Below are 19395 nucleotides of genomic sequence, written 5' to 3'. Positions count from 1 at the left end.
CACCATGAAAACATCATTCGTTGCAGCCGCGGTTGCCTCACTTCTGGCTGTCGGCATCGCCGCGCCAAGCTTTGCGCAGACGCCGCCCAACATGCTGGTCATCGCCAACCGGATCGACGACATCAAGACCTTCGACCCGGCCGAAAGCTTTGAATTCGCGGGCGCCGATGTCAGCCGGAACGTCTACCAGAAGCTGGTCAACTTCGATCCGCTCGACCTCGATGCGGGCTTTCAGCCGCAGCTGGCCGAAAGCTGGGAGATCTCCGACGACGGCATGACCATCACCTTCACGATGGCCGAGGGGCACACCTTTGCCTCGGGCAACCCGGTGACGGCAAAAGACGCTGAATTCTCGCTGCGTCGTGCGGTGCAGCTGAACAAGACACCGTCCTTCATCCTGACGCAGTTCGGCTTCACGCCGGAAAACGTCGAACAGACCATCGTGGCCCCGGATGACAACACGCTGGTGCTGACGCTGGACAAACCCTACGCGCTGTCTTTCGTGCTCAACTGCCTGACCGCGACCATCGGCGGGGTCGTCGACATGGAAACCGTCATGGCCAATGCCGTCGACGGCGACATGGGCAACGCATGGCTGCGCACCAACACCGCCGGCTCCGGCCCCTACAAGGTTGTGGATTGGAAGCCGAGCGAAAGCGTCCTGATGGACCTCAACCCCAACTATGGCGGTGAAACCCCGGCGATGGAGCGGGTGATCGTCCAGCACATCCAGGAAAGCGCGACTCAGCGTCTTCAGCTGGAACGCGGTGACATCGACGTCGCGCGCAACCTGTCGCCCGAGGACGTGGCGGGCCTGTCGGATGTCGAAAGCGTCAAGATCGTCGACGAACTGCGCGGTCGCCTGATGTATTTCTCGGCCAACCAGAAAAACGAGATGCTGTCCGACCCCAAGGTCATCGAGGCGCTGAAGCTGGCAACCGATTACGAAGGCATGTCGAACTCGTTCCTCAAGGGACAGTACACCGTGCATCAGGCCTTCCTGCCGCGCACCTTCCTTGGCGCGCTCGAGGAAACGCCGTTCACCTACGACATGGACGCGGCAAAGGCGGCGCTGGCGGAGTCGGCACATCCCGACTGTGGTCCGATCCAGATTTCGGTCCGCGACGCGCAGGAACGAATGGACATAGCACAGTCGCTTCAGAACACCTGGGGTCAGTTGGGCTGTGACATCGAACTGATCGTCGGCACGGGGGCGCAGACGCTGGATCGCTACCGTGCGCGCGAACACGACATCTATCTTGGTGCCTGGGGCCCGGATTACCCCGACCCCAACACCAATGCGGGCACCTTCGCATTCAACCCCGACAATTCGGATGAAGCGGGCGCCACCGGCCTTCTGGCATGGCGCAACGCCTGGGGCATCCCCGAGATGAGCGAAAAGACCCTTGCCGCGGTGGTGGAAAACGACACCGAGACCCGTGCCGAGATGTACCGCGAACTTCAGCGCGAGCATCAGCAGACCAGCCCGTTCGGCGTGATGTTCCAGCAGATCGAACAGAACGGCATGCAGTCGAATGTCGAGAACTTCGTGGCTGGCGGCGCGACAACAGCTGTCTCCTACTGGGTCATCACCAAGTAAATGGCGGATCAGAACGTCAATCAGACGGGCGGGCGGCTCGGGCCGCCCGTCCCCATCTGGGTCAGAAAGACCCTGGCCACGGTTGCGACGGTGGCTGCCACCATCCTCGGCCTGCTGTTCGTGACCTTCATGATCGGTCGCGTGATGCCGATCGACCCGGTTCTGGCCGTCATCGGCGAACGGGCGACACAGGAACAATATGACCAGACCTTCCGCGATCTGGGTCTCGATCAGCCGCTTCTGGCGCAATTCTGGATCTACGTCACCGACGTGCTGCAGGGCGATTTCGGCAGGTCCATCCGCACCGGGCAGGAGGTCACGACCGATATCGCGCGCGTCTTCCCGGCGACGCTGGAACTCGCCACGCTCGGCACCCTGATCGGCGTCGTGCTGGGTGTGCCGCTTGGCGTGATCGCCGCCGTCCGACGGGGCAGCTGGATCGACCAGCTGGCGCGCTTCGTCGGGCTGATCGGCTATTCCATGCCGATCTTCTGGCTCGGCCTTGTCGGGCTTCTGCTGTTCTACGGCATCCTCGGCTGGGTCGCCGGTCCGGGCCGGCTTGGCATCTTCTACCAGGGCATCGTGGAGCCGATCACCGGAATGATCCTCATCGACAGCGCACTGCGCGGCGAATGGCAGGTGTTCCGCAACGCGTTTTCGCACATCATTCTGCCCGCGTCCCTGCTGGGCTATTACAGCCTTGCCTATATCAGCCGCATGACGCGGTCGTTCATGCTCGAACAGCTCGGGTCGGAATACGTGACCACCGCACGGGTCAAGGGGCTCAGTGAATGGCAGGTGGTCTGGGGCCATGCGTTCCGCAACATCCGCATCCAGCTGGTGACGGTGATCGCGCTGGCCTATGCCAATCTGCTGGAAGGGTCCGTCCTGACCGAGATCATCTTTGCCTGGCCGGGACTTGGCCAATACATCACCACCTCGCTGCTGGCGAATGACATGAATTCGGTGCTGGGTGGCACGATCGTGATCGGCACGATCTTCGTCGGCATCAACATCTTCTCCGACCTTCTCTACCGCTTCTTCGATCCGAGGTCCAAATGAGCACATCGCAAGGCTTGCGCGACTGGCTCCTGAGCGAAGAGCCGACCTCCCGCCGACAGGCGAAATACGCGTCCTGGTACAAGGGCTGGCTGACGCTGCGCTCCAACACGCTGGCGATGCTGGGCCTGTTCGTGCTGGCATTCCTCATCCTCTGCGCGATCTTCGCGCCGTTTCTGGCAACCCATGATCCCTTTGCACAGGATCTGGGGCAACGCCTCCTGGCGCCGGGCGAAGGCGGGCATTTCTTCGGAACGGATCACCTCGGGCGCGACATCTATTCCCGGCTGCTCTATGGCGCGCGGATCTCGATCTACATCGTGCTGCTGGTCGTCATGGTCGCGCCTCTCGTGGGGCTGATCGTCGGCACGGTGTCCGGCTATGCGGGCGGCTGGATCGACGTGGTGCTGATGCGGGTGACCGACATCTTTCTGGCCTTCCCGCGCCTGATCCTTGCGCTTGCTTTCGTGGCGGCACTCGGGGCCGGGATCGAAAACGCGGTGCTGGCCATCTCGCTCACGGCGTGGCCGCCCTATGCGAGGATCGCGCGGGCCGAAACGCTGACCATCCGCAATTCCGACTATATCCACGCGATCAAACTGCAGGGAGCAGGGCCATTCCGCATCGTCACGAAACACATCTGGCCGCTCTGCATCTCGTCGCTGGTGATCCGCGTGACGCTCGACATGGCGGGCATCATCCTGACGGCGGCGGGGCTTGGCTTTCTGGGCCTTGGCGCGCAACCGCCCAGCCCGGAATGGGGCGCGATGATCTCGGACGGGCGGCAATACATCCTGGATCACTGGTGGGTCGCCACGATCCCCGGCATCGCGATCTTTGCCATCAGCCTCGCCTTCAACCTGCTGGGCGACGGCATGCGCGACGTGCTCGATCCGAAAGAGGACAATTCATGACCGACGCGCCGCTTCTGGATGTGGAAAACCTTTGGGTGAAGTTCCGCACTCGCACGGGAGTCTTTGACGCCGTCCGCGGAATTTCCTTCACGCTGGGCAAGGAACGGCTTGGCATCGTGGGCGAAAGCGGATCCGGCAAGTCGATGACGGGCCGCGCCGTGCTGCGCCTGATCCGGCCACCGGGCAGTATCGAGGCAGACAGGCTGAACGTGCATGGCGAAGACATCCTGTCCCTGCCGGAAAAGCGCATGCGCAAGCTGCGCGGCGGGCGGGTGTCGATGATCATGCAGGACCCCAAATTCTCGCTCAACCCGGTGATGACCGTGGGCCAGCAGCTTGTCGAAGCCCTGCGCGCCCATGAAAAGGTCTCGCGCAGCGAGGCGCAGAAACGCGCGCTGGAGGTGCTTGACGAAGTGGCGATCCGCGATCCCGAACGGGTCTACGACCTCTACCCGCACGAGGTGTCGGGCGGCATGGGCCAGCGCATCATGATCGCCATGATGCTGCTGCCAAACCCCGAAATCCTGATCGCGGACGAACCGACCTCGGCTCTCGACGTGTCGGTGCAGCTTCAGGTGCTCGACATCATCGACAAGCTGGTCCGCGACCGCGGCATGGGCCTGATGTTCATCAGCCATGACCTCAACCTCGTGGCCAAGTTCTGTGACCGCATCGTCATCATGTATGCGGGCCGCATCGTCGAGACCTGCAAGGCCAGCGAACTGCGCAACGCGCAACACCCCTACACGCTGGGACTGCTGAATTCGGTGCCCGACCTGGAACACCCGCGCGACCACCTCGAGGTGCTCAAACGCGATCCAGCCTGGCGCGAGGCCCCGTCCGTGAGTGCGCGGCAATGAGCGCGGTCACGGTCAAGAGCCTCAACGTGTGGTTCGGCGTGGGCGCGGACCGCTCCTATGCCGTGCGCGATGTCAATTTCGACGTCGCCGATGGCGAAAGCTTCGGCCTCGTGGGAGAAAGCGGATCGGGCAAATCGACCATCCTGCGGGCCATCGCCGGGCTGGTGCCGACATGGTCGGGCGACATGACGGTGGCCGGCGAAACCCTTGGACCGAAGCGCAGCAAATCCTTCTACAGCAAGGTGCAGATGGTCTTTCAGGACCCCTATGCCTCCTTGCATCCGCGCCAGACCGTCGACCGCGTGCTGTCCGAGGCGATGACCCTGCACGGGGTTCAGAACATCGACACCCGCATCGGCAAACTGCTCGATGATGTGGGCCTCGGCCCCGGCTTCCGGTTTCGCTATCCGCACCAGCTTTCCGGCGGCCAACGCCAACGCGTCGCCATCGCCCGCGCGCTGGCCTGCGATCCGTCGATCCTGCTGCTGGACGAACCGACCTCGGCGCTGGACGTGTCGGTGCAGGCGGAAATCCTGAACCTGCTGGTCGATCTGCGCCGCGAACACAAGCTGACATATATCATGGTTTCACATGACCTGGGCGTCGTTGGTCACCTGTGCGAACGCATCGGCGTGATGAAGGAAGGCCGCTTCGAAGAGGTTCTGACCGTCGAGGACATGCGCCGCTCGCAAGCCAAGTCCCCCTATACCAAACACCTGCTCGAAAGCTCGATCAACTCCATCCGCTGATCGCGGCCCCCAGGGCTGTCGGACCGGTCTCAGGCCTGCGCCCCGATCGTGCTTCGGATGGCGACATCGGCAATCGCCTGCAACTCCGCGGCGTTCGACCCCGAGCGTGCCCGCAGCATGTTCGGGGCGCAGGTTCGGGTTGAAGAGCTCCAGCAGGAAATCGACAAGCAGGTTGATGGCGATGACAAGCACGACGAGGAACATCGTTGGAATCCACAAGATCCACCACTCGCCGGACAGAAGGTACTGCATCCCGATCCGGATCAACGTGCCATGCGACGGCGTCTTCGTGGGAAGCCCGACGCCGAGAAAGGACAGCGTCGCTTCGAGCAGGATCGATGTCGCGGCCCTGATCGTCGGTGCCAAGCAGGAACCGGGGGCACCGCCCTCTGCCCAGACCGGCGGCAACAGACCGTCGATCAACGAGAACGAGCCAAGATCATAAGGATTCGTCGGCGCGATCCAAGGCGCCAAGTTGCGCCCGCCACGATCGTGACCCTGACGACGACGGCAAGGATCGCCTCAGGGCTGCGCGAAAACAGCCAGACCTTTGTCTATACTCGCGTCAGCCTGATCGGCTGATTTCTGCTAAGTCATTGATTTTAAATGGAGGCGAGTACCGGAATCGAACCGGTGTACACGGATTTGCAATCCGCTGCGTCACCACTCCGCCAACTCGCCAGAGTGGCGTTTCGAATAGGCGCTTGGGCGAGGCGCGTCAAGCGCATATGCGATGTTGTTCAGAATGCACGATGCGGCAGTATTTTGCCGTCCGCGGATTGCTGAACTTTGCCAGCTGTGGCAAAACAGCCTCGATGCCTTGAACGGATGAGTTGCGCCCAATGACAGACTTTGCCGCCCGCCGCACCATGATGGTCGATACCCAGGTCCGTCCTTCCGACGTGACCAAGTTCCCGATCATCGACGCGATGTTGTCCGTCCCGCGAGAGCAGTTCGTTCCGCGCGAGCAGGTCGAGGCGGCCTATATCAGCGAGAACATCGTCCTCGCGCCCGGGCGGGTCATGCTCGAGCCGCGCACGCTGAGCAAGATGCTGGACGTGCTCAATATCACCGGCACCGAGCTCGTGCTCGATATCGGCGCGGGCTACGGCTATTCCTCGGCGGTGGTCGCGCGGATGGCCGAGGCGGTGATCGCAGTCGAGGAAGACGAGGATCTGGCCAACGAGGCTCAGTCGATCCTGTCTGAGCAGGGCGCCGACAATGTTGCCGTGCATGTCGGGCCGCTGACCGAAGGCGCGCCACAGCATGGGCCTTATGACGCCATCCTGATCCAGGGGGCGGTCGAACAGGTGCCCGCCGCGATCATCGATCAGCTCAAGGAGGGCGGCAGGATCAGCTGCGTCTTCATGGAAGGCGCCCTGGGCGTTGTCCGGGTGGGCTACAAGATCGACAATGACATGAGCTGGCGCTTCGCATTCAACGCGTCCGCGCCGGTTCTGCCGGGGTTCGCAAAAGAAGCAGAGTTCGCGCTTTAGACGGCGCGCACGATCCGGAACGACAAAGTCAAAAAAAGGTCTTGGAGGACAGCAGCAATGGCGACACGCATGAAACTGACCACGTTTGCGGTGGCTCTGGGCCTGGCGATCAGCGCCTCTGCCGTGAGGGCCGAAACGCTGGCGGATGCGATGATCGGAGCCTACAACACCAGCGGGCTTCTCGAACAGAACCGCGCCGTGCTGCGGGCGGCGGACGAGGATGTCGCGCAGGCCGTCGCGGCCCTGCGTCCGGTGCTCTCGTGGTCGGCGGATGCGACACGCCAGTTCGGCACCAGCCGCAGCGCGTCGACCAACAACACGATCGTGCCCACCGTGTCGAACACCATTTCGGGCAGCCTGTCGGCCGAACTGACGCTTTTCGATGCCGGTCGCAACCGGCTGGCGATCGAAACGGCGAAGGAAGCGGTGCTGGGCACGCGGCAATCGCTGATCAATGTCGAACAGCAGGTGTTGCTGTCCGCGGTCGAAGCCTATCTCGAGGTGCGTCGCGCGATCGAAACCGTGGCGCTGCGGCAGAACAACGTGCGCCTGATCGCGCAGGAACTGCGCGCAGCACAGGAACGCTTCGAAGTGGGGGAGGTGACCCGCACCGATACCTCGCTGGCCGAAGCCCGTCTCGCCGCGGCCCGCAGCCAGCTTGCGGCGGCCGAAGGTGCGCTGGCCATCGCGCAGGAGCAATACCTGGCCGTAGTCGGACGTCGACCGGGCAACCTGCAACCGCTGCGCAGCCTGCCGAACCTGCCCGACACGGTCGATCTTGCCAAGGCCATCGCGGTTCGCGAACATCCCCAGATACAATCGATCCAGCACCAGGTCGCAGCCGCCGAGCTGAACATCCTGCGGGCCAAAGCGGCGATGAAGCCGACGGTGCGGCTCAATGGGCGTCTGACGGTGACCGAAGGCATCGATACCGAACGCTTCAACCGGGGCGGGTCCGTCGGTGTCGAAGCGGGCGGCCCGATCTACCAGGGCGGGCGGCTGACGTCGCTCGTGCGGCAGGCCATTGCCAACCGCGACGCGACGCTCGGGCAATTGCACCAGGTCATCGACCAGGTCACGCAGAATGTCGGAAACGCCTATGCGCAACTGCGAATCGCACGCGCCAGCCTCGATTCGACCGATCGCCAGATCCGCGCGGCCACCGTTGCATTCCGCGGTGTGCGCGAGGAAGCGGCCCTTGGAGCCCGGACGACGCTTGACGTGCTCAACGCGGAACAGGAATTGCTCAACGCGCGGTCGTCGCGAATCTCGGCAGAGGTGGATCAGGGTGTCGCGGCCTACCGCGTTCTGTCCACCATCGGCCACCTGACGGCCGATGACCTGCAGCTGAACGTACCGCAATATGACCCGGTGGACTATTACAACCTGGTCAAGGACAGCCCGGTCAACCTGAGCAAGCAGGGTCAGCAGCTTGATCGTGTTCTCAGGTCCCTGGGAAAAAACTAAGTTTCTCGGCATCTGTTGTGCGATAGGTGCCGCCAAGCTACTCTGGGTGTGAGGTAGCAGTGGTGAACCATGTCTGATCCCGTGACAAACGTGGAAATTGAGGACGTCCTGTCGTCGATCCGAAAGCTCGTGTCCGAGGATGCGCGTTCGGGACCGTCCGCGCGCAGGCCCGAAAGACCGGGCCGGCTGGTGCTGACGCCCGATCTTCGGGTGAAGGACGACAAACCGGCACCCGCGCCTGCCACCGGCCCTGTGCTCTTGACGCAGCCGGTCGTGGAACCGGTCAGGCCCAGGCCCGAAAAGGCGGAAGACCGCCCGATCGAAGAGATTCCCCGCGAGGCGCGCCTGTCTGATTTCGGCAATGTCGAAAAGTCCTTTCCCGATATCGACCGGTTCGACTCCGACGACTCGTCCGACCCCGAAGAAGCGGAAACCGCAGCGGAGGAATCGTCCGAGGAACCGGAGCAGGCCGAGCGCACCGATCTCAGCTGGCTGATCGAGCAAGAGGTTGCCGCAGCCCTCGGGTTGACCAAGCCGGGATATGACAACAGCGCGGAAGACAGCGATCCCGTCGAAGAGACCTCCGAGGTGGATTTCGCGCAGGATGACGATGACGACGCGCCGTCCGATGACGCCGTCGCGACCGACGCCGAAGCCGACGCGGCAGAACTCCCCGAATCCGACGAGGAGGCGTCGTGGCACGCTTTCGATGCCGCAGACACGCCCGAAGACGAGACCCGGATCGGTCCAGAGGATGAAGCGGACGCGCAGGGCGACCTCCTGCCTGAGGACTGGAATGAAGAGCCGGCCGGGGCCATTGTGACCGAGCCTCCCGAGCCGGAGGTTCCCGCGCCGCCGCAGACGCTCGAAGACAAGGTTGCCGCGCTCAGCCGTCTTGTGGCGCGCGATGCCGACGAGTTCGAGGAAGAGCGCGACCGTCCCGATGCCGATGATCTGGCGGCCGCCAGTGAACCGATGACCTGGTCCGAAGAGGCGCCGTTCGTCGAGGTGGACGAGGCGGAAGAAACCGTCGGGTCCAACGTTCTGCACGCCGAAAATGCCTGGCCGCAGGCGCAGCCTCAGGAACCCGTGGCCGAAGAAGAGCCCGTCATGGCTTCGCCGCCCGAGGACGTGCCCATGGTGGCCGAGGATGACGCGGATGGATCGTTCGAAATCGACGAGGCCATCCTGCGCGAGCTTGTGGGCGATATCGTTCGGCAGGAACTCCAGGGCGCCTTGGGTGAGCGGATCACGCGCAACGTGCGCAAACTGGTCCGACGCGAGATTCACCGCATGCTCATCTCTCAGGAATTCGACTGAGCCGGGCAGACCGGTACCATGACCCTCGCGTTTGGCGGGGCGGAAAAAGAAAACGCGCCCCGAAAGGGCGCGTTTTTCTACATTTCAACTCGTGACTTAAGCGGCTTCCGCCTGCTGGGCAGCTGCATTGCGACGTTCGCTTTCTTCGCGCGAGAGTGCGACGGACGTGCGGACACCTTTGCCCACAAAATCCATGAGGCCAGATACAACCCGTTCGTTCGGATCGATTCCCGCACAGCTTAGCACTTCACGGCCGTCACGCGACCGCGCCCAACGCGCGATCTGCTCCGGGCCGTTCCCGTATTTCTTGTCATCCGCGATCGCGTCGTCCAATGCGGCAAGCACAACGGCAGCAAAAAGTTTGCGTGCCCGATTACCTTGCTCAGCGTTGAAGGCGGTACCGTCAACGAAATCTTTCATGATCCGTCCTGTGATTATTGCTCTTGTGTTTCCGGCGTGAGGCCCGTTATGGCGTATTCCATTCGATTCGGATACCCTAGTTTTGCATACCTTTTATGCACAAAGCGCATGGCTTTCTGCAGCTGCAACACGATATCTCGTCGGCTGGACAGCTCAGCATCACCCAGATATAGGGGCAGCCAAAGTTCGATCAACCTTTTGACAAAGTTTAGCCATGCCCAAAATCAACGGTAACGAAATTCGCCCCGGCAATGTGCTGGAGCACAATGGGGGCCTCTGGGCCGCCGTGAAGGTCGACCATGTGAAGCCCGGCAAGGGTGGCGCGTTCGCCCAGGTCGAGATGAAGAATCTGCGCAACGGCTCCAAGCTCAACGAACGCTTCCGGTCCGCCGACAAGGTCGAACGCGTCCGGCTCGAGCAGAAAGATATGCAGTTTCTCTATGAAACCGACGGGATGCTCGTGTTCATGGACACCGAGACCTATGACCAGGTCGAACTGCCTGCCGATATCCTTGGTGAACGCCGCCCGTTCCTTCAGGACGGCATGACGATTCTCGTGGAATTCCACGAGGCCGAGGCGCTGAACGCGACCCTGCCGCAGAAAGTGACCTGCAAGATCGAAGAGACCGAACCGGTCGTCAAAGGCCAGACCGCCGCCAACAGCTTCAAACCCGCGATCCTCGACAACGGGGTCAAGGTGATGGTGCCGCCCTTCGTCGGTCAGGACGAGATGATCGTCGTGAACACCGAAACGATGGAATATTCCGAGCGCGCCTGACCTCGGGTCTGCAAAGCGACAAGCGCGGTCGAACGCGCTTGTCCAGGCGGTTTCGAAAATCTGTCCACCGAACGCCGCATTTCACTACCATTAACCCTTGCAGCGCCATACCCCCTCCCACGGTGCGCACCGAGCGGGAAGGGTCACTCCCATGCCGCGACAGACATCTCTTCGGCGTGACGCGGCAACGCGTTGACCAACCAGAGATCGATCTTTCCGAGGCATTGGCAGCCTCATGGTCGCGGGGGAGACCCCGTCACACGGGCAGAGTTGTCGACCTTCGGGGCGGCGCCGCTTCCTTCCACCACACGGCTCAAAGCCCGGCCGGGACAGTCCCGCGCTGGGTTTTGGGCGTGGCCTCAGGCCGGGGAATAGCGGACAACCGCGTCCTCGGCACGCATGTCGTCCCCCGCGCGGTCAAATCGCAGATAGGCCAGCCCCTGACCAGCAGCTTGTGTGAACAGCGTCCCGGCGGCCTTTTCCCCGGCGACAATTTCTGATCCCACCGGCGCGCGACCTTCGACCGCGACCTGTGCCAGCCCTTTGCGCAGTTCGGTCTTGTGCTTCATCCGCGCGGTGACTTCCTGACCGACGTAACAGCCCTTGCGGAAATCGACCCCGTTCAGGCGCTCGAATCCCATCTCGAGGATGAAACTGTCTCCGGTCAGCTCGACATCGCTTTCAGGGACAATTGCCGACACGCGCAGCGCGTCCCAATCGACGCCGTCATCGCCCGGCTGCCCGTCATAGCCGCGCCAGCCCAGCGACGGATCACGCGGGTCGGCAAAGGCCCCGTCCGGGGCATCGCCCAGCCCCCGTGTGACAGCGATGTCGGTCTCTTCGATCTCGACCTTGGAGCGCAGCTTGTACATTGTCAGCGCCTGTTTCAGCCCTGCCGCCAGCGATGTCGCCACGTCCAGCAGAATCGCCTCACCCGCAGGCACCAGAAAGAAATCCGCGCGGTACTTGCCCTGTGGTGTCAGCATCGCCGCATAGACCAGTCCGCGATCCAGCTTGGCCACATCATTGGTCACAAGCCCTTGCAGGAAATCCCGTGTCTCTGCGCCGCTGATCTTCAGAACCGTTCGGTCCGCCATGTCGCCCCCTGACTGTGTTCCTGTCAGAGATAACGGCCTTGCGACCTTGTGCAAGGGGGTCAGGCGGCGGCAGGCGCTCCGAGGATCTGGCGCGACAGGATGCGGTCAACCGACAGCGCGCCTGCGCCCTTGATCACCAGCGTGACGAGGATCAGCACCCAGAACGCGCGCTGATCAAGGATCGCGCTGTCGGGCACCCGGTCGAACCATGCACCCAGCGTTTCGGCATGAGCGATGCCGCCATGGCCGTAAAGGTCGGTCAGCGATTGCACGACGACAAACCCGATCATCCCCAGCGCAGCCAGTCGGGTGAAGAGTCCGATCACGATCAGGAGCGGCAAGATGAACTCGGCCCATGTGCCCGCGACAACCACCGCCCAATGAAAGACGCCCAGTTGCGACACGTCATAGACGACCGCTTCCATTTGCCTGGGAAAGATCTGAGCGTAGGCGCCGGTGGAGGGGATGAAGATACCCATCACCCCATCGCCCAGTTTGGTCATGGCCGAGGACCAGAAATACATCAGCAGGGTTGCGGCGAACACGAACCGCGCCAGCAGGGGAACCAGACCGTCGAACAGACGCTCGATTGCAGCAAAGACAGACGAGTGAAGAAAGGTCAGGCGGTCCATGGCGGTGCTCTTTCGGTTTGAGAAACGTCAGCGAGACAATTCGGTGATGGCGTTTTGTGACAGCAGGAGGTTCAGCAGCGCGGCGAGGTCGAAATCATCGCCCCCCAGTGCGAGGGCGTCCCCGAACGCGGTGCCGTTTTGCAAGGCGTCCATCACATCCCCGGCACCGGGGCCAAGGATGAAGGGTTCCGGGTCATATTCGGCCCGCAGGATCAGAACGTCCTGCGCCGTGCCGGTGGGTTTGTCCCCGCCGCGCAGGCTGTAATGCCAGATCGACCCGATGGGATATTGCGACCGCAGCAGGATCATCGACGGGGCAAAGGTGAATGTCGTGGCCAGGAGCCTGTCTTCGTCCAGCGCCTGCAACGCGCCGGGATCGATCCCGGTGCTGTCGGCTGCGTGATAGCTGTGCCGCATCGCCACGTCGATCCGGGCGACATCGGCAAGGTAGGGCAGGTGCCTCAACTGCTCCAGCGAGGCCACGAAGCCGGGCAGACCCGCGCCGTACTGCATCATCAATGGCGACGTGGGCGGCGATTGCCGCAGATAGGCGCGGGCGACATGGTCGAAATTCTCGCGTCCGATCAGGCTGACCAGCGACGGGAACCCGTCGGCCAGAGCGTCGCGCAGGGACACGGTGACATTGTTGCGATAGACGCCATAGCGCCGCCCGGCGGGCTGGTCGTGACCATCCGTCAGGCCCTCGGGCACCGGGGCGGCAGGGTTCAGCAACCCGGTGTGAAAGGCGCCCTGATCCGTCATGACAGCACGCGTGTCAGCGCCGATGCCGCGCGCCGCGCCTCGGCGGCCAGGACCGGCCACTCGGGCACATCGGTGTCCCATTCGACCAGCAGCGGCTTGGGGCCGGAGCGGGCCAGCGTGTAATCCAGAAGCGCCCAGACCGGGTCCACCACCTCGCGCCCGTGGCTGTCGATCAGCAACGGCGCGCCGTGGTCGTCTTCATCCTCGTCATGGCCGCCCAGATGGATTTCCCCAACGGCGTCAAGCGGATAGGCGTCGATATAGCCTTGCGGCGAATAGTCGAGATTGGTCGCGGACACGAACACGTTGTTCACGTCGAGCAGCAGGCCACAGCCGGTGCGGCGCACGATCTCGGCCAGGAAATCGGTCTCGGAAAAGGTGCTCTCGGCAAAGGCCAGATAAGACGACGGGTTCTCCAGCAGCATCCTTCGGCCCAGCAGGCTCTGCACCTCGTCGATGTGATCGGCAACGCGGCTCAGCGTGTCCTTTGTATAGGGCAGCGGCAGCAGGTCGTTGAGGAAATGGCTGTCATGGGTCGACCACGCCAGGTGTTCGGAAAAACTGGCAGGGTCGAGCCAGTCGCAGAGGTGTTTCAAGCGGGCAAGATGGTCTGGATCAAGGCGGGTTTCGCCGCCGATCGACAGGCCGACACCGTGGACCGAGATCGCAAACCGCTCGGACAGGACACGCAACTGCGCAATCGGGCGACCGCCGTCACCCATGTAATTCTCGGCATGCACTTCAAGCCACCCAACCGGGTCGGGATCGTTCAGAATGTCGGTGAAATGCTGTGCCTTGTAGCCGACGCCGGGCAGGGCGGGCAGTTGCGGGAAAGCGGACGTTGCATCGGGCATGGTCGGCCTCTTTGGTGGCAAGCCGGACGAACGCCCGGCCTGCGGAATTGGCAAGGGCTGGCCGGATATGTCCCGGCCTGGCCGAACAATCAGCCCTGCGGCAGATCGCGCTCCAGCTCTTCGAGCGAGCCCATGCGCGCGGAGCCGTCGGCCATCGCGGGCAGTTCGATTTCGGCGCAGGTGCCCGCATCGACCAGTGTCCAGGCGTTGCCCTGGTAGTCGACCTTGGACGTGCCGGCGCATGTTGTGCCCGGACCTGCGGCGCAGTCGTTCTGACCTGCAAGAGACACGCCAAAGCACTTTTCCTTGGCTTGGGCGGTGGCGGTGGATGTGTGTGCGGCGAGGCTTGCAGCAACGGCACCGACAATCGCAACGGTTTTGAAGGCTTTCGACATGAAGATGGTCCTTTTGGTTACATTACAGTTTAACTCATTCGACGTTGCGTGTGCCGCGTCGATGACACGACAATGCCCCGCGTCAGCCTGTCGCGCTATTCACGGCGGTGTGTTTCACACGTGCGTGACGTAGGGTGAAGCAGCATGCAACGGTTTTCCGTGTGTTTTCAGCGAAATAGAAAAGGCCCCGTAACAATACGGGGCCTTTCTGAAAACTTCCAGCGCGGGAATGTTACAGAAGATCGGGTGGAGTCGCCTCTTTTTCGAGGCTGCTCACGATCTCGGTCAGCGATGTTACAGAGGTCTGCTTCTCTCCGAGGCGGCGCACGGTGACCGTCCGCTCCTCGACCTCGCGGTGGCCGATGGCCAGGATCACCGGCACCTTGCCGACCGAATGTTCGCGGACCTTGTAGTTGATCTTCTCGTTGCGGATATCCGCCTCGGCGCGCACACCGGCCTTGGTCAGTTCCGCCACCACCTCTTGCACGTAGTCATCCGCCTCGGACACGATGGAGGCCACGACGACCTGACGCGGGGCCAGCCAGAAGGGCAGTTTGCCGGCGTGTTCCTCGATCAGGATGCCGATGAACCGTTCGAACGACCCAAGGGTCGCGCGGTGCAGCATCACCGGCCGGTGCCGTCCGCCGTCCTGACCGATATAGGTCGCATCCAGCCGTTCGGGCAGCACGAAATCCACCTGCAAGGTGCCGCATTGCCAATCCCGGCCGATCGCGTCTGTCAGGACGAACTCGAGCTTGGGCCCATAAAACGCGCCTTCGCCCGGATTCAGCTCGAACTCGCTACCTGCGGCAGCCGTGGCCGCCTTGAGGGCGCTTTCGGATTTGTCCCAGACCTCGTCCGATCCGGCACGGGTGTCCGGACGGTCGGAGAACTTGATCTTGAAGCTTTCGAAGCCAAGGTCGCGGTAGATTTCTGACAGGAAGTCGATAAAGCGTTTTGTCTCATCTTCGATCTGGTCCTCTCTACAGAAAATATGGGCATCATCCTGGGTGAAACCGCGCACGCGCATGATTCCGTGCAGGGCCCCGGAGGGTTCATATCTATTGCACGAGCCGAATTCGGCCATACGTAACGGAAGGTCACGGTAAGACTTTAACCCCTGGTTAAAAATCTGGACGTGACACGGACAATTCATCGGCTTGAGCGCATTCACCGCCTTTTCGCGGGCATGCTCTTCGTCGACCTCGACGATGAACATGTGGTCCTGGTACTTGTCCCAGTGGCCCGACGCCTCCCACAGCTTGCGGTCGACAACCTGCGGGGTGTTCACCTCGACATAGCCGCCGCGCATCTGCTTGCGGCGCATGTAGTCCTGCAACTGGGTGTAGATGGTCCAGCCGTTCGGGTGCCAGAAAATCTGCCCCGGCGCTTCTTCCTGCATGTGAAACAGGCTCATCTCGCGGCCCAGACGGCGGTGATCGCGCTTGTCGGCTTCCTCGAGGAAATTCAGGTACGCCTTGAGGTCATCGCGGTTCTTGAACGCAACCCCGTAGATGCGCTGCAGCATCGGGCGGGTGTTGTCGCCAAGGAAATAAGCGGCGGACACGTTCATCAGCTTGAACGCATCGGCGGGCACCTGCCCGGTGTGCTGGAGGTGCGGACCCCGGCAGAGGTCCATCCAGTGCCCGTGCCAATACATGCGAATGTCTTCGCCCTCGGGAATCCGGTCGAGGATCTCGACCTTGTAGGGTTCGCCATTGTCGGTGTAATGCTGGCGCACTTTCTCGCGCGACCACAGTTCGGTGCGCACCGCGTCGCGGGCGTTGATGATCTCTTTCATCCGCTTTTCGATCGCGCCAAGGTCTTCGGGCGTGAACGGCTCCTTGCGGTCGAAATCGTAGAACCAGCCATTGTCGCGCACCGGGCCGATGGTGACTTTGACGTCCGGCCAGATCTCCTGAACGGCGCGCGCCATGATATGCGCAAGGTCGTGCCGGATCAGTTCAAGCGCGGGTGCGTCGTCCTGCATGGTATTGATGGCGATGCGGCTGTCGGTCTCGATCGGCCATTGCAGATCCCAATGCGCGTTGTCCACGGTGGCGGAAATCGCCTTCTTGGACAGGGATTTGGAAATGCTCTCGGCGACTTCGGCAGGGGTCACACCCTTGTCGAAATCGCGCGCAGTGCCATCGGGGAAGGTCAGGGAAATCTGGCTCATTGGCCCAGCTCCTCGTCAGTTTGGCGCCCACGGAACGCCCGGTTGCGGGTTATGTATCGTGCGCGGCTTTTGGCAGGGGGGGCGAGGCGCGTCAAGGCGGGGATCGCCGCAGAATGCCGTGTCGAGTCGGCGCGTTTGGACGCGAACTGCCGGGATTCCCGGGCGGTATACGAATGTATTATCGGAAACCCTTTAATATCAGGCGCTTGGCGCTGCGTTTCGCTGTGGACGAAAGCGACGCAATTGCTATGTATAACGACATTCCACTATCGGAAACTTCACGACGTCACGCGACACGGGGGAGCAGCCAATGCCCGGTTACAATACGAAATTCGAATTGACCGTCGACGACATGGAATTGATCGAAGACGCGCTGCGCAGCACCAAGCGGACGCTGAACACCGCTGTCATCGACCAGCATGCGGATCCCTTGCAGCCCTGCGAAAGCACCCGCGAGGTGGATGCGTCGATGAAGCGGATCAACGATCTGCTGGGGCGCCTGCACAATCAGAAGAACTTCTACCGTCCCAAGACCGGCGCCTATATCGGCGGGTAGGCGGGACTTGCCTGTCGCATTGATCGAGCCGGGTCTGGCGTGATCGATCCTGACAGGGGCACCCGTTGTGTAAGGCCAGTTCGGGCAATTATTTCCAAGGATCGGGAACCTCAAGGCCTCCGATGCGTTCGTTGCCGGTCATAAACCACCGACGGACTCCTGCATGAACCACCCCGTTACCGAAGCCTACGAAGACATCACCGGTGCCGATGAGGCGGTCCGCGACCGCGAGGCGCGCAACGGGGTGCGCCACATGGTCAGCCTGTCGATGACCAAGGTAGCGGACGGGTTGATCGACCCCAAGCTGGTGCTCAGCTGGCTTGCCGGGGCGCTGGGTGCGCCTGCCGCGCTGGTCGGGCTGCTGGTTCCGATCCGAGAGGCGGGGGCATTGCTGCCGCAGATCCTGCTGGCCGGATGGGTGCAATCCAGAACACGGCGCAAATGGATCTGGGTGATCGGATCCGCCGGACAGGGCGCGGCGGCGCTGGCGATCGTGGCGATTGCCCTGACGATGGACGGGCTTGCGGCCGGGCTGGCCCTGTGCGGAGCACTGGCGGTGCTGGCCGTGTCGCGGGCGGCCTGTTCGGTCAGCTTCAAGGACATCCTTGGCAAGACGGTGCAGAAAACCCGCCGCGGGGCGGTCACCGGCATCGCGGGGTCCACCGCGTCGATTGCCGTGTTGATCTTCGCGGGCTTGCTGCTGTCCGGCCTGTTGCGCGACGTGACGCCGGTGATCGTCGCCATTGCGCTTGCGGCAGGGCTCTGGGTGGCGGCGGCAACGCTGTTTTCGACGCTCGAAGAGCAGCCCTCGGACGATACCACCAACACCACGGTCGACTTGACGCCCCTGAAGGAGGACAGCCAGTTCCGGCTCTTCATCGCGGTGCGCGGATTGCTGACGGTGACGGCGCTGGCGCCGCCCTATTTCGTGCTGCTGGGCGGGGGGCAATCCGCCCTGCAGGGGCTGGGGGCCTTGCTTCTGGCTTCGGCGGCGGCTGCGTTTGCGGGGTCCTATGTGTGGGGGCGCCTGTCGGACCAGTCGTCGCGCAGGGTGTTGTTCCTGTCGGGCCTTCTGGCGGCGGGTTTTGCCACGCTGGCGGTGCTCGCCGAACTGGGCGGCTGGGCGGAGACGCTCTGGGTGATCCCGGGGATCCTGTTCTTCTTCATGCTGTCCTACCAGGGCGTCCGGTCGGCGCGGTCGGTCTACCTGGTCGACATGTCTCCCGAGGACGCGCGCTCGTCCTATGCCGCCCTGGCCAACACGGCGATCGGCGTCCTGTTGCTGATCACGGGCGCGTTCGGCGGTCTGCTGGCCCTGGCCGGCCCGGTGGTGGCGTTGACCGGGTTCGCGGTCCTGTCGCTGATCGGCGGCGTTCTGGCGTTGCGCCTCGACGAGGTCGAAACCGGCTAGATCGCCTGTGACCCCTTGGGTTCCGGCGCGCTTTGCGTAAAGTCGCGGCAAACAGGACCGGAGGCACTTGTGACATCCATTCAGCATATCGACGGACCAAACGGCACGCGGCTGGCCTATGCCAAGACCGAAGGCGGCGGCCCGACCATCGTGTTCCTCTCGGGCTACAAGTCCGACATGGAAGGCACCAAGGCGGTGCATCTCGAGGCCTGGGCCAAGGCGCAGGGCCGGGCGTTCCTGCGCTTCGACTATTCGGGGCACGGCCTGTCGGAGGGCGTGTTCGAAGAGGGCTGCATCGGCGACTGGGCGCGCGATGCACAGGCGGTGATCGAGGCCACATGCGACGGACCGATCGTGCTGGTCGGGTCGTCCATGGGCGGCTGGATCGCCTGTCTGCTGACGCAACGGTTGGCCCATGTCGTGGGATGTGTCGGCATCGCCGCAGCGCCGGATTTCACCGAGGACGGCTTCTGGGCCGGGTTTTCCGAAGACGAGCGGCGGCAGCTGATGCAGGACGGGCAGGTCGCGCTGCCCTCGGAATATGGCGATCCGTATATCGTCACGCGCCGCCTGATCGAGGACGGGCGCGCCAATCTTGTCCTGCGGTCGCCGCTGCGCATGCCGTACCCGGTGCGGCTTGTCCAGGGCACCGAGGACAATGCCGTCCGCCGCGAAACGGCGCTGGGCCTGCTGGATCACATCGACAGTCCGGATGTGCAGTTGACGCTGGTCAAGGGCGCGGATCACCGGTTTTCCGAGCCGCCGAACCTCCGCATGATCGAGGATGCGATCCGCGACGTGATCGGCTGAGGCCGCGATCCCGCTTCTCGTGGGCCGTCCCGATGT

20 protein-coding genes and 1 tRNA gene are annotated in these 19395 nt (G+C 62.9%); 13 read left to right on the top strand and 8 right to left on the bottom strand.

Annotated features, from left to right (window positions below; translation table 11 throughout):
• Window positions 1–4 precede the first annotated feature (4 nt).
• The 6 genes from LCF60_RS13745 to LCF60_RS13720 are packed head-to-tail and all read left to right on the top strand — an operon-like array spanning window position 5 to window position 5764.
• Window positions 5–1600 (top strand): ABC transporter substrate-binding protein, encoded by a 1596-nt coding sequence (locus tag LCF60_RS13745; protein ID WP_292292502.1) that lies wholly within the window; start codon window positions 5–7, stop codon window positions 1598–1600.
• A complete protein-coding gene (locus LCF60_RS13740; RefSeq protein ID WP_292292501.1) occupies window positions 1601–2662 on the top strand; it encodes an ABC transporter permease in 1062 nt (353 codons plus the stop codon).
• On the top strand, window positions 2659–3573 hold the full coding sequence (nikC, locus tag LCF60_RS13735) for a nickel transporter permease (protein WP_292292499.1): 915 nt from the start codon (window positions 2659–2661) through the stop codon (window positions 3571–3573). Before LCF60_RS13740 ends, nikC begins: the two co-directional genes overlap by 4 nt.
• Window positions 3570–4433: an ABC transporter ATP-binding protein gene (locus tag LCF60_RS13730; protein ID WP_292292498.1), complete on the top strand. Its 864-nt coding sequence runs from the start codon at window positions 3570–3572 to the stop codon at window positions 4431–4433. Before nikC ends, LCF60_RS13730 begins: the two co-directional genes overlap by 4 nt.
• Window positions 4430–5182: an ABC transporter ATP-binding protein gene (locus LCF60_RS13725; RefSeq protein ID WP_292292497.1), complete on the top strand. Its 753-nt coding sequence runs from the start codon at window positions 4430–4432 to the stop codon at window positions 5180–5182. The genes LCF60_RS13730 and LCF60_RS13725 overlap by 4 nt, the downstream gene beginning before the upstream one ends.
• 57 nt (window positions 5183–5239) lie before the next feature.
• Entirely contained in the window at window positions 5240–5764 is a 525-nt protein-coding gene (locus tag LCF60_RS13720; RefSeq protein ID WP_292292495.1) for a hypothetical protein, read from the top strand.
• A 25-nt stretch (window positions 5765–5789) separates the two neighbouring features.
• Here the strand turns inward: LCF60_RS13720 and LCF60_RS13715 are convergent.
• Window positions 5790–5863: transfer RNA gene (locus LCF60_RS13715), tRNA-Cys, on the bottom strand.
• A 161-nt stretch (window positions 5864–6024) separates the two neighbouring features.
• Between LCF60_RS13715 and LCF60_RS13710 the strand changes: the two genes are divergently transcribed.
• From LCF60_RS13710 to LCF60_RS13700, 3 genes are all read left to right on the top strand, one after another.
• On the top strand, window positions 6025–6678 hold the full coding sequence (locus LCF60_RS13710) for a protein-L-isoaspartate O-methyltransferase (RefSeq protein ID WP_292292493.1): 654 nt from the start codon (window positions 6025–6027) through the stop codon (window positions 6676–6678).
• Window positions 6679–6747: 69 nt separating this feature from the next.
• Window positions 6748–8145, top strand: a complete 1398-nt coding sequence (locus LCF60_RS13705; RefSeq protein ID WP_292292491.1) for a TolC family outer membrane protein — start codon at window positions 6748–6750, stop codon at window positions 8143–8145.
• A gap of 69 nt (window positions 8146–8214) precedes the next feature.
• A complete protein-coding gene (locus LCF60_RS13700) occupies window positions 8215–9465 on the top strand; it encodes a hypothetical protein (protein WP_292292489.1) in 1251 nt (416 codons plus the stop codon).
• 96 nt (window positions 9466–9561) lie between these two features.
• On the opposite strand, the gene LCF60_RS13695 is transcribed toward LCF60_RS13700, so the two are convergent.
• Window positions 9562–9885 (bottom strand): DUF6280 family protein, encoded by a 324-nt coding sequence (locus LCF60_RS13695; protein ID WP_136440881.1) that lies wholly within the window; start codon window positions 9883–9885, stop codon window positions 9562–9564.
• Between the two features lie 214 nt (window positions 9886–10099).
• Between LCF60_RS13695 and efp the strand changes: the two genes are divergently transcribed.
• Window positions 10100–10663, top strand: a complete 564-nt coding sequence (efp, locus tag LCF60_RS13690) for an elongation factor P (protein ID WP_292292485.1) — start codon at window positions 10100–10102, stop codon at window positions 10661–10663.
• A 359-nt stretch (window positions 10664–11022) separates the two neighbouring features.
• On the opposite strand, the gene LCF60_RS13685 is transcribed toward efp, so the two are convergent.
• The 6 genes from LCF60_RS13685 to thrS form a co-directional block, all read right to left on the bottom strand.
• Entirely contained in the window at window positions 11023–11760 is a 738-nt protein-coding gene (locus tag LCF60_RS13685; RefSeq protein WP_292292479.1) for a folate-binding protein, read from the bottom strand.
• Window positions 11761–11819: 59 nt separating this feature from the next.
• A complete protein-coding gene (locus tag LCF60_RS13680) occupies window positions 11820–12392 on the bottom strand; it encodes a DoxX family protein (RefSeq protein ID WP_292292478.1) in 573 nt (190 codons plus the stop codon).
• Between the two features lie 27 nt (window positions 12393–12419).
• Window positions 12420–13154, bottom strand: a complete 735-nt coding sequence (locus tag LCF60_RS13675) for a DNA-binding domain-containing protein (RefSeq protein ID WP_292292477.1) — start codon at window positions 13152–13154, stop codon at window positions 12420–12422.
• On the bottom strand, window positions 13151–14008 hold the full coding sequence (locus tag LCF60_RS13670; RefSeq protein ID WP_292292475.1) for a DUF692 domain-containing protein: 858 nt from the start codon (window positions 14006–14008) through the stop codon (window positions 13151–13153). Before LCF60_RS13670 ends, LCF60_RS13675 begins: the two co-directional genes overlap by 4 nt.
• An 89-nt stretch (window positions 14009–14097) precedes the next feature.
• The gene (locus tag LCF60_RS13665) at window positions 14098–14403 is read right to left on the bottom strand and encodes a DUF2282 domain-containing protein (protein WP_292292474.1); all 306 of its coding nucleotides are present in this window, start codon (window positions 14401–14403) and stop codon (window positions 14098–14100) included.
• Window positions 14404–14635: 232 nt separating this feature from the next.
• The gene (gene thrS / locus LCF60_RS13660) at window positions 14636–16582 is read right to left on the bottom strand and encodes a threonine--tRNA ligase (protein ID WP_292292472.1); all 1947 of its coding nucleotides are present in this window, start codon (window positions 16580–16582) and stop codon (window positions 14636–14638) included.
• Between the two features lie 310 nt (window positions 16583–16892).
• On the opposite strand from thrS, the gene LCF60_RS13655 reads away from it, so the two are divergent.
• The 3 genes from LCF60_RS13655 (at window position 16893) to LCF60_RS13645 (ending at window position 19359) form a co-directional block, all read left to right on the top strand.
• Entirely contained in the window at window positions 16893–17138 is a 246-nt protein-coding gene (locus tag LCF60_RS13655; protein WP_292292471.1) for a hypothetical protein, read from the top strand.
• A 163-nt stretch (window positions 17139–17301) separates the two neighbouring features.
• Complete coding sequence (locus LCF60_RS13650) at window positions 17302–18549, top strand: MFS transporter (protein ID WP_292292470.1); 1248 nt, start codon at window positions 17302–17304, stop codon at window positions 18547–18549.
• Between the two features lie 69 nt (window positions 18550–18618).
• Window positions 18619–19359 (top strand): alpha/beta hydrolase, encoded by a 741-nt coding sequence (locus tag LCF60_RS13645; RefSeq protein WP_292292468.1) that lies wholly within the window; start codon window positions 18619–18621, stop codon window positions 19357–19359.
• Window positions 19360–19395 lie beyond the last annotated feature (36 nt).

The sequence above is a fragment of the Marivita sp. genome, assembly GCF_020055635.1.
GTDB lineage: Bacteria > Pseudomonadota > Alphaproteobacteria > Rhodobacterales > Rhodobacteraceae > Marivita.
This window is presented reverse-complemented; position numbering and strand designations above follow the sequence as displayed.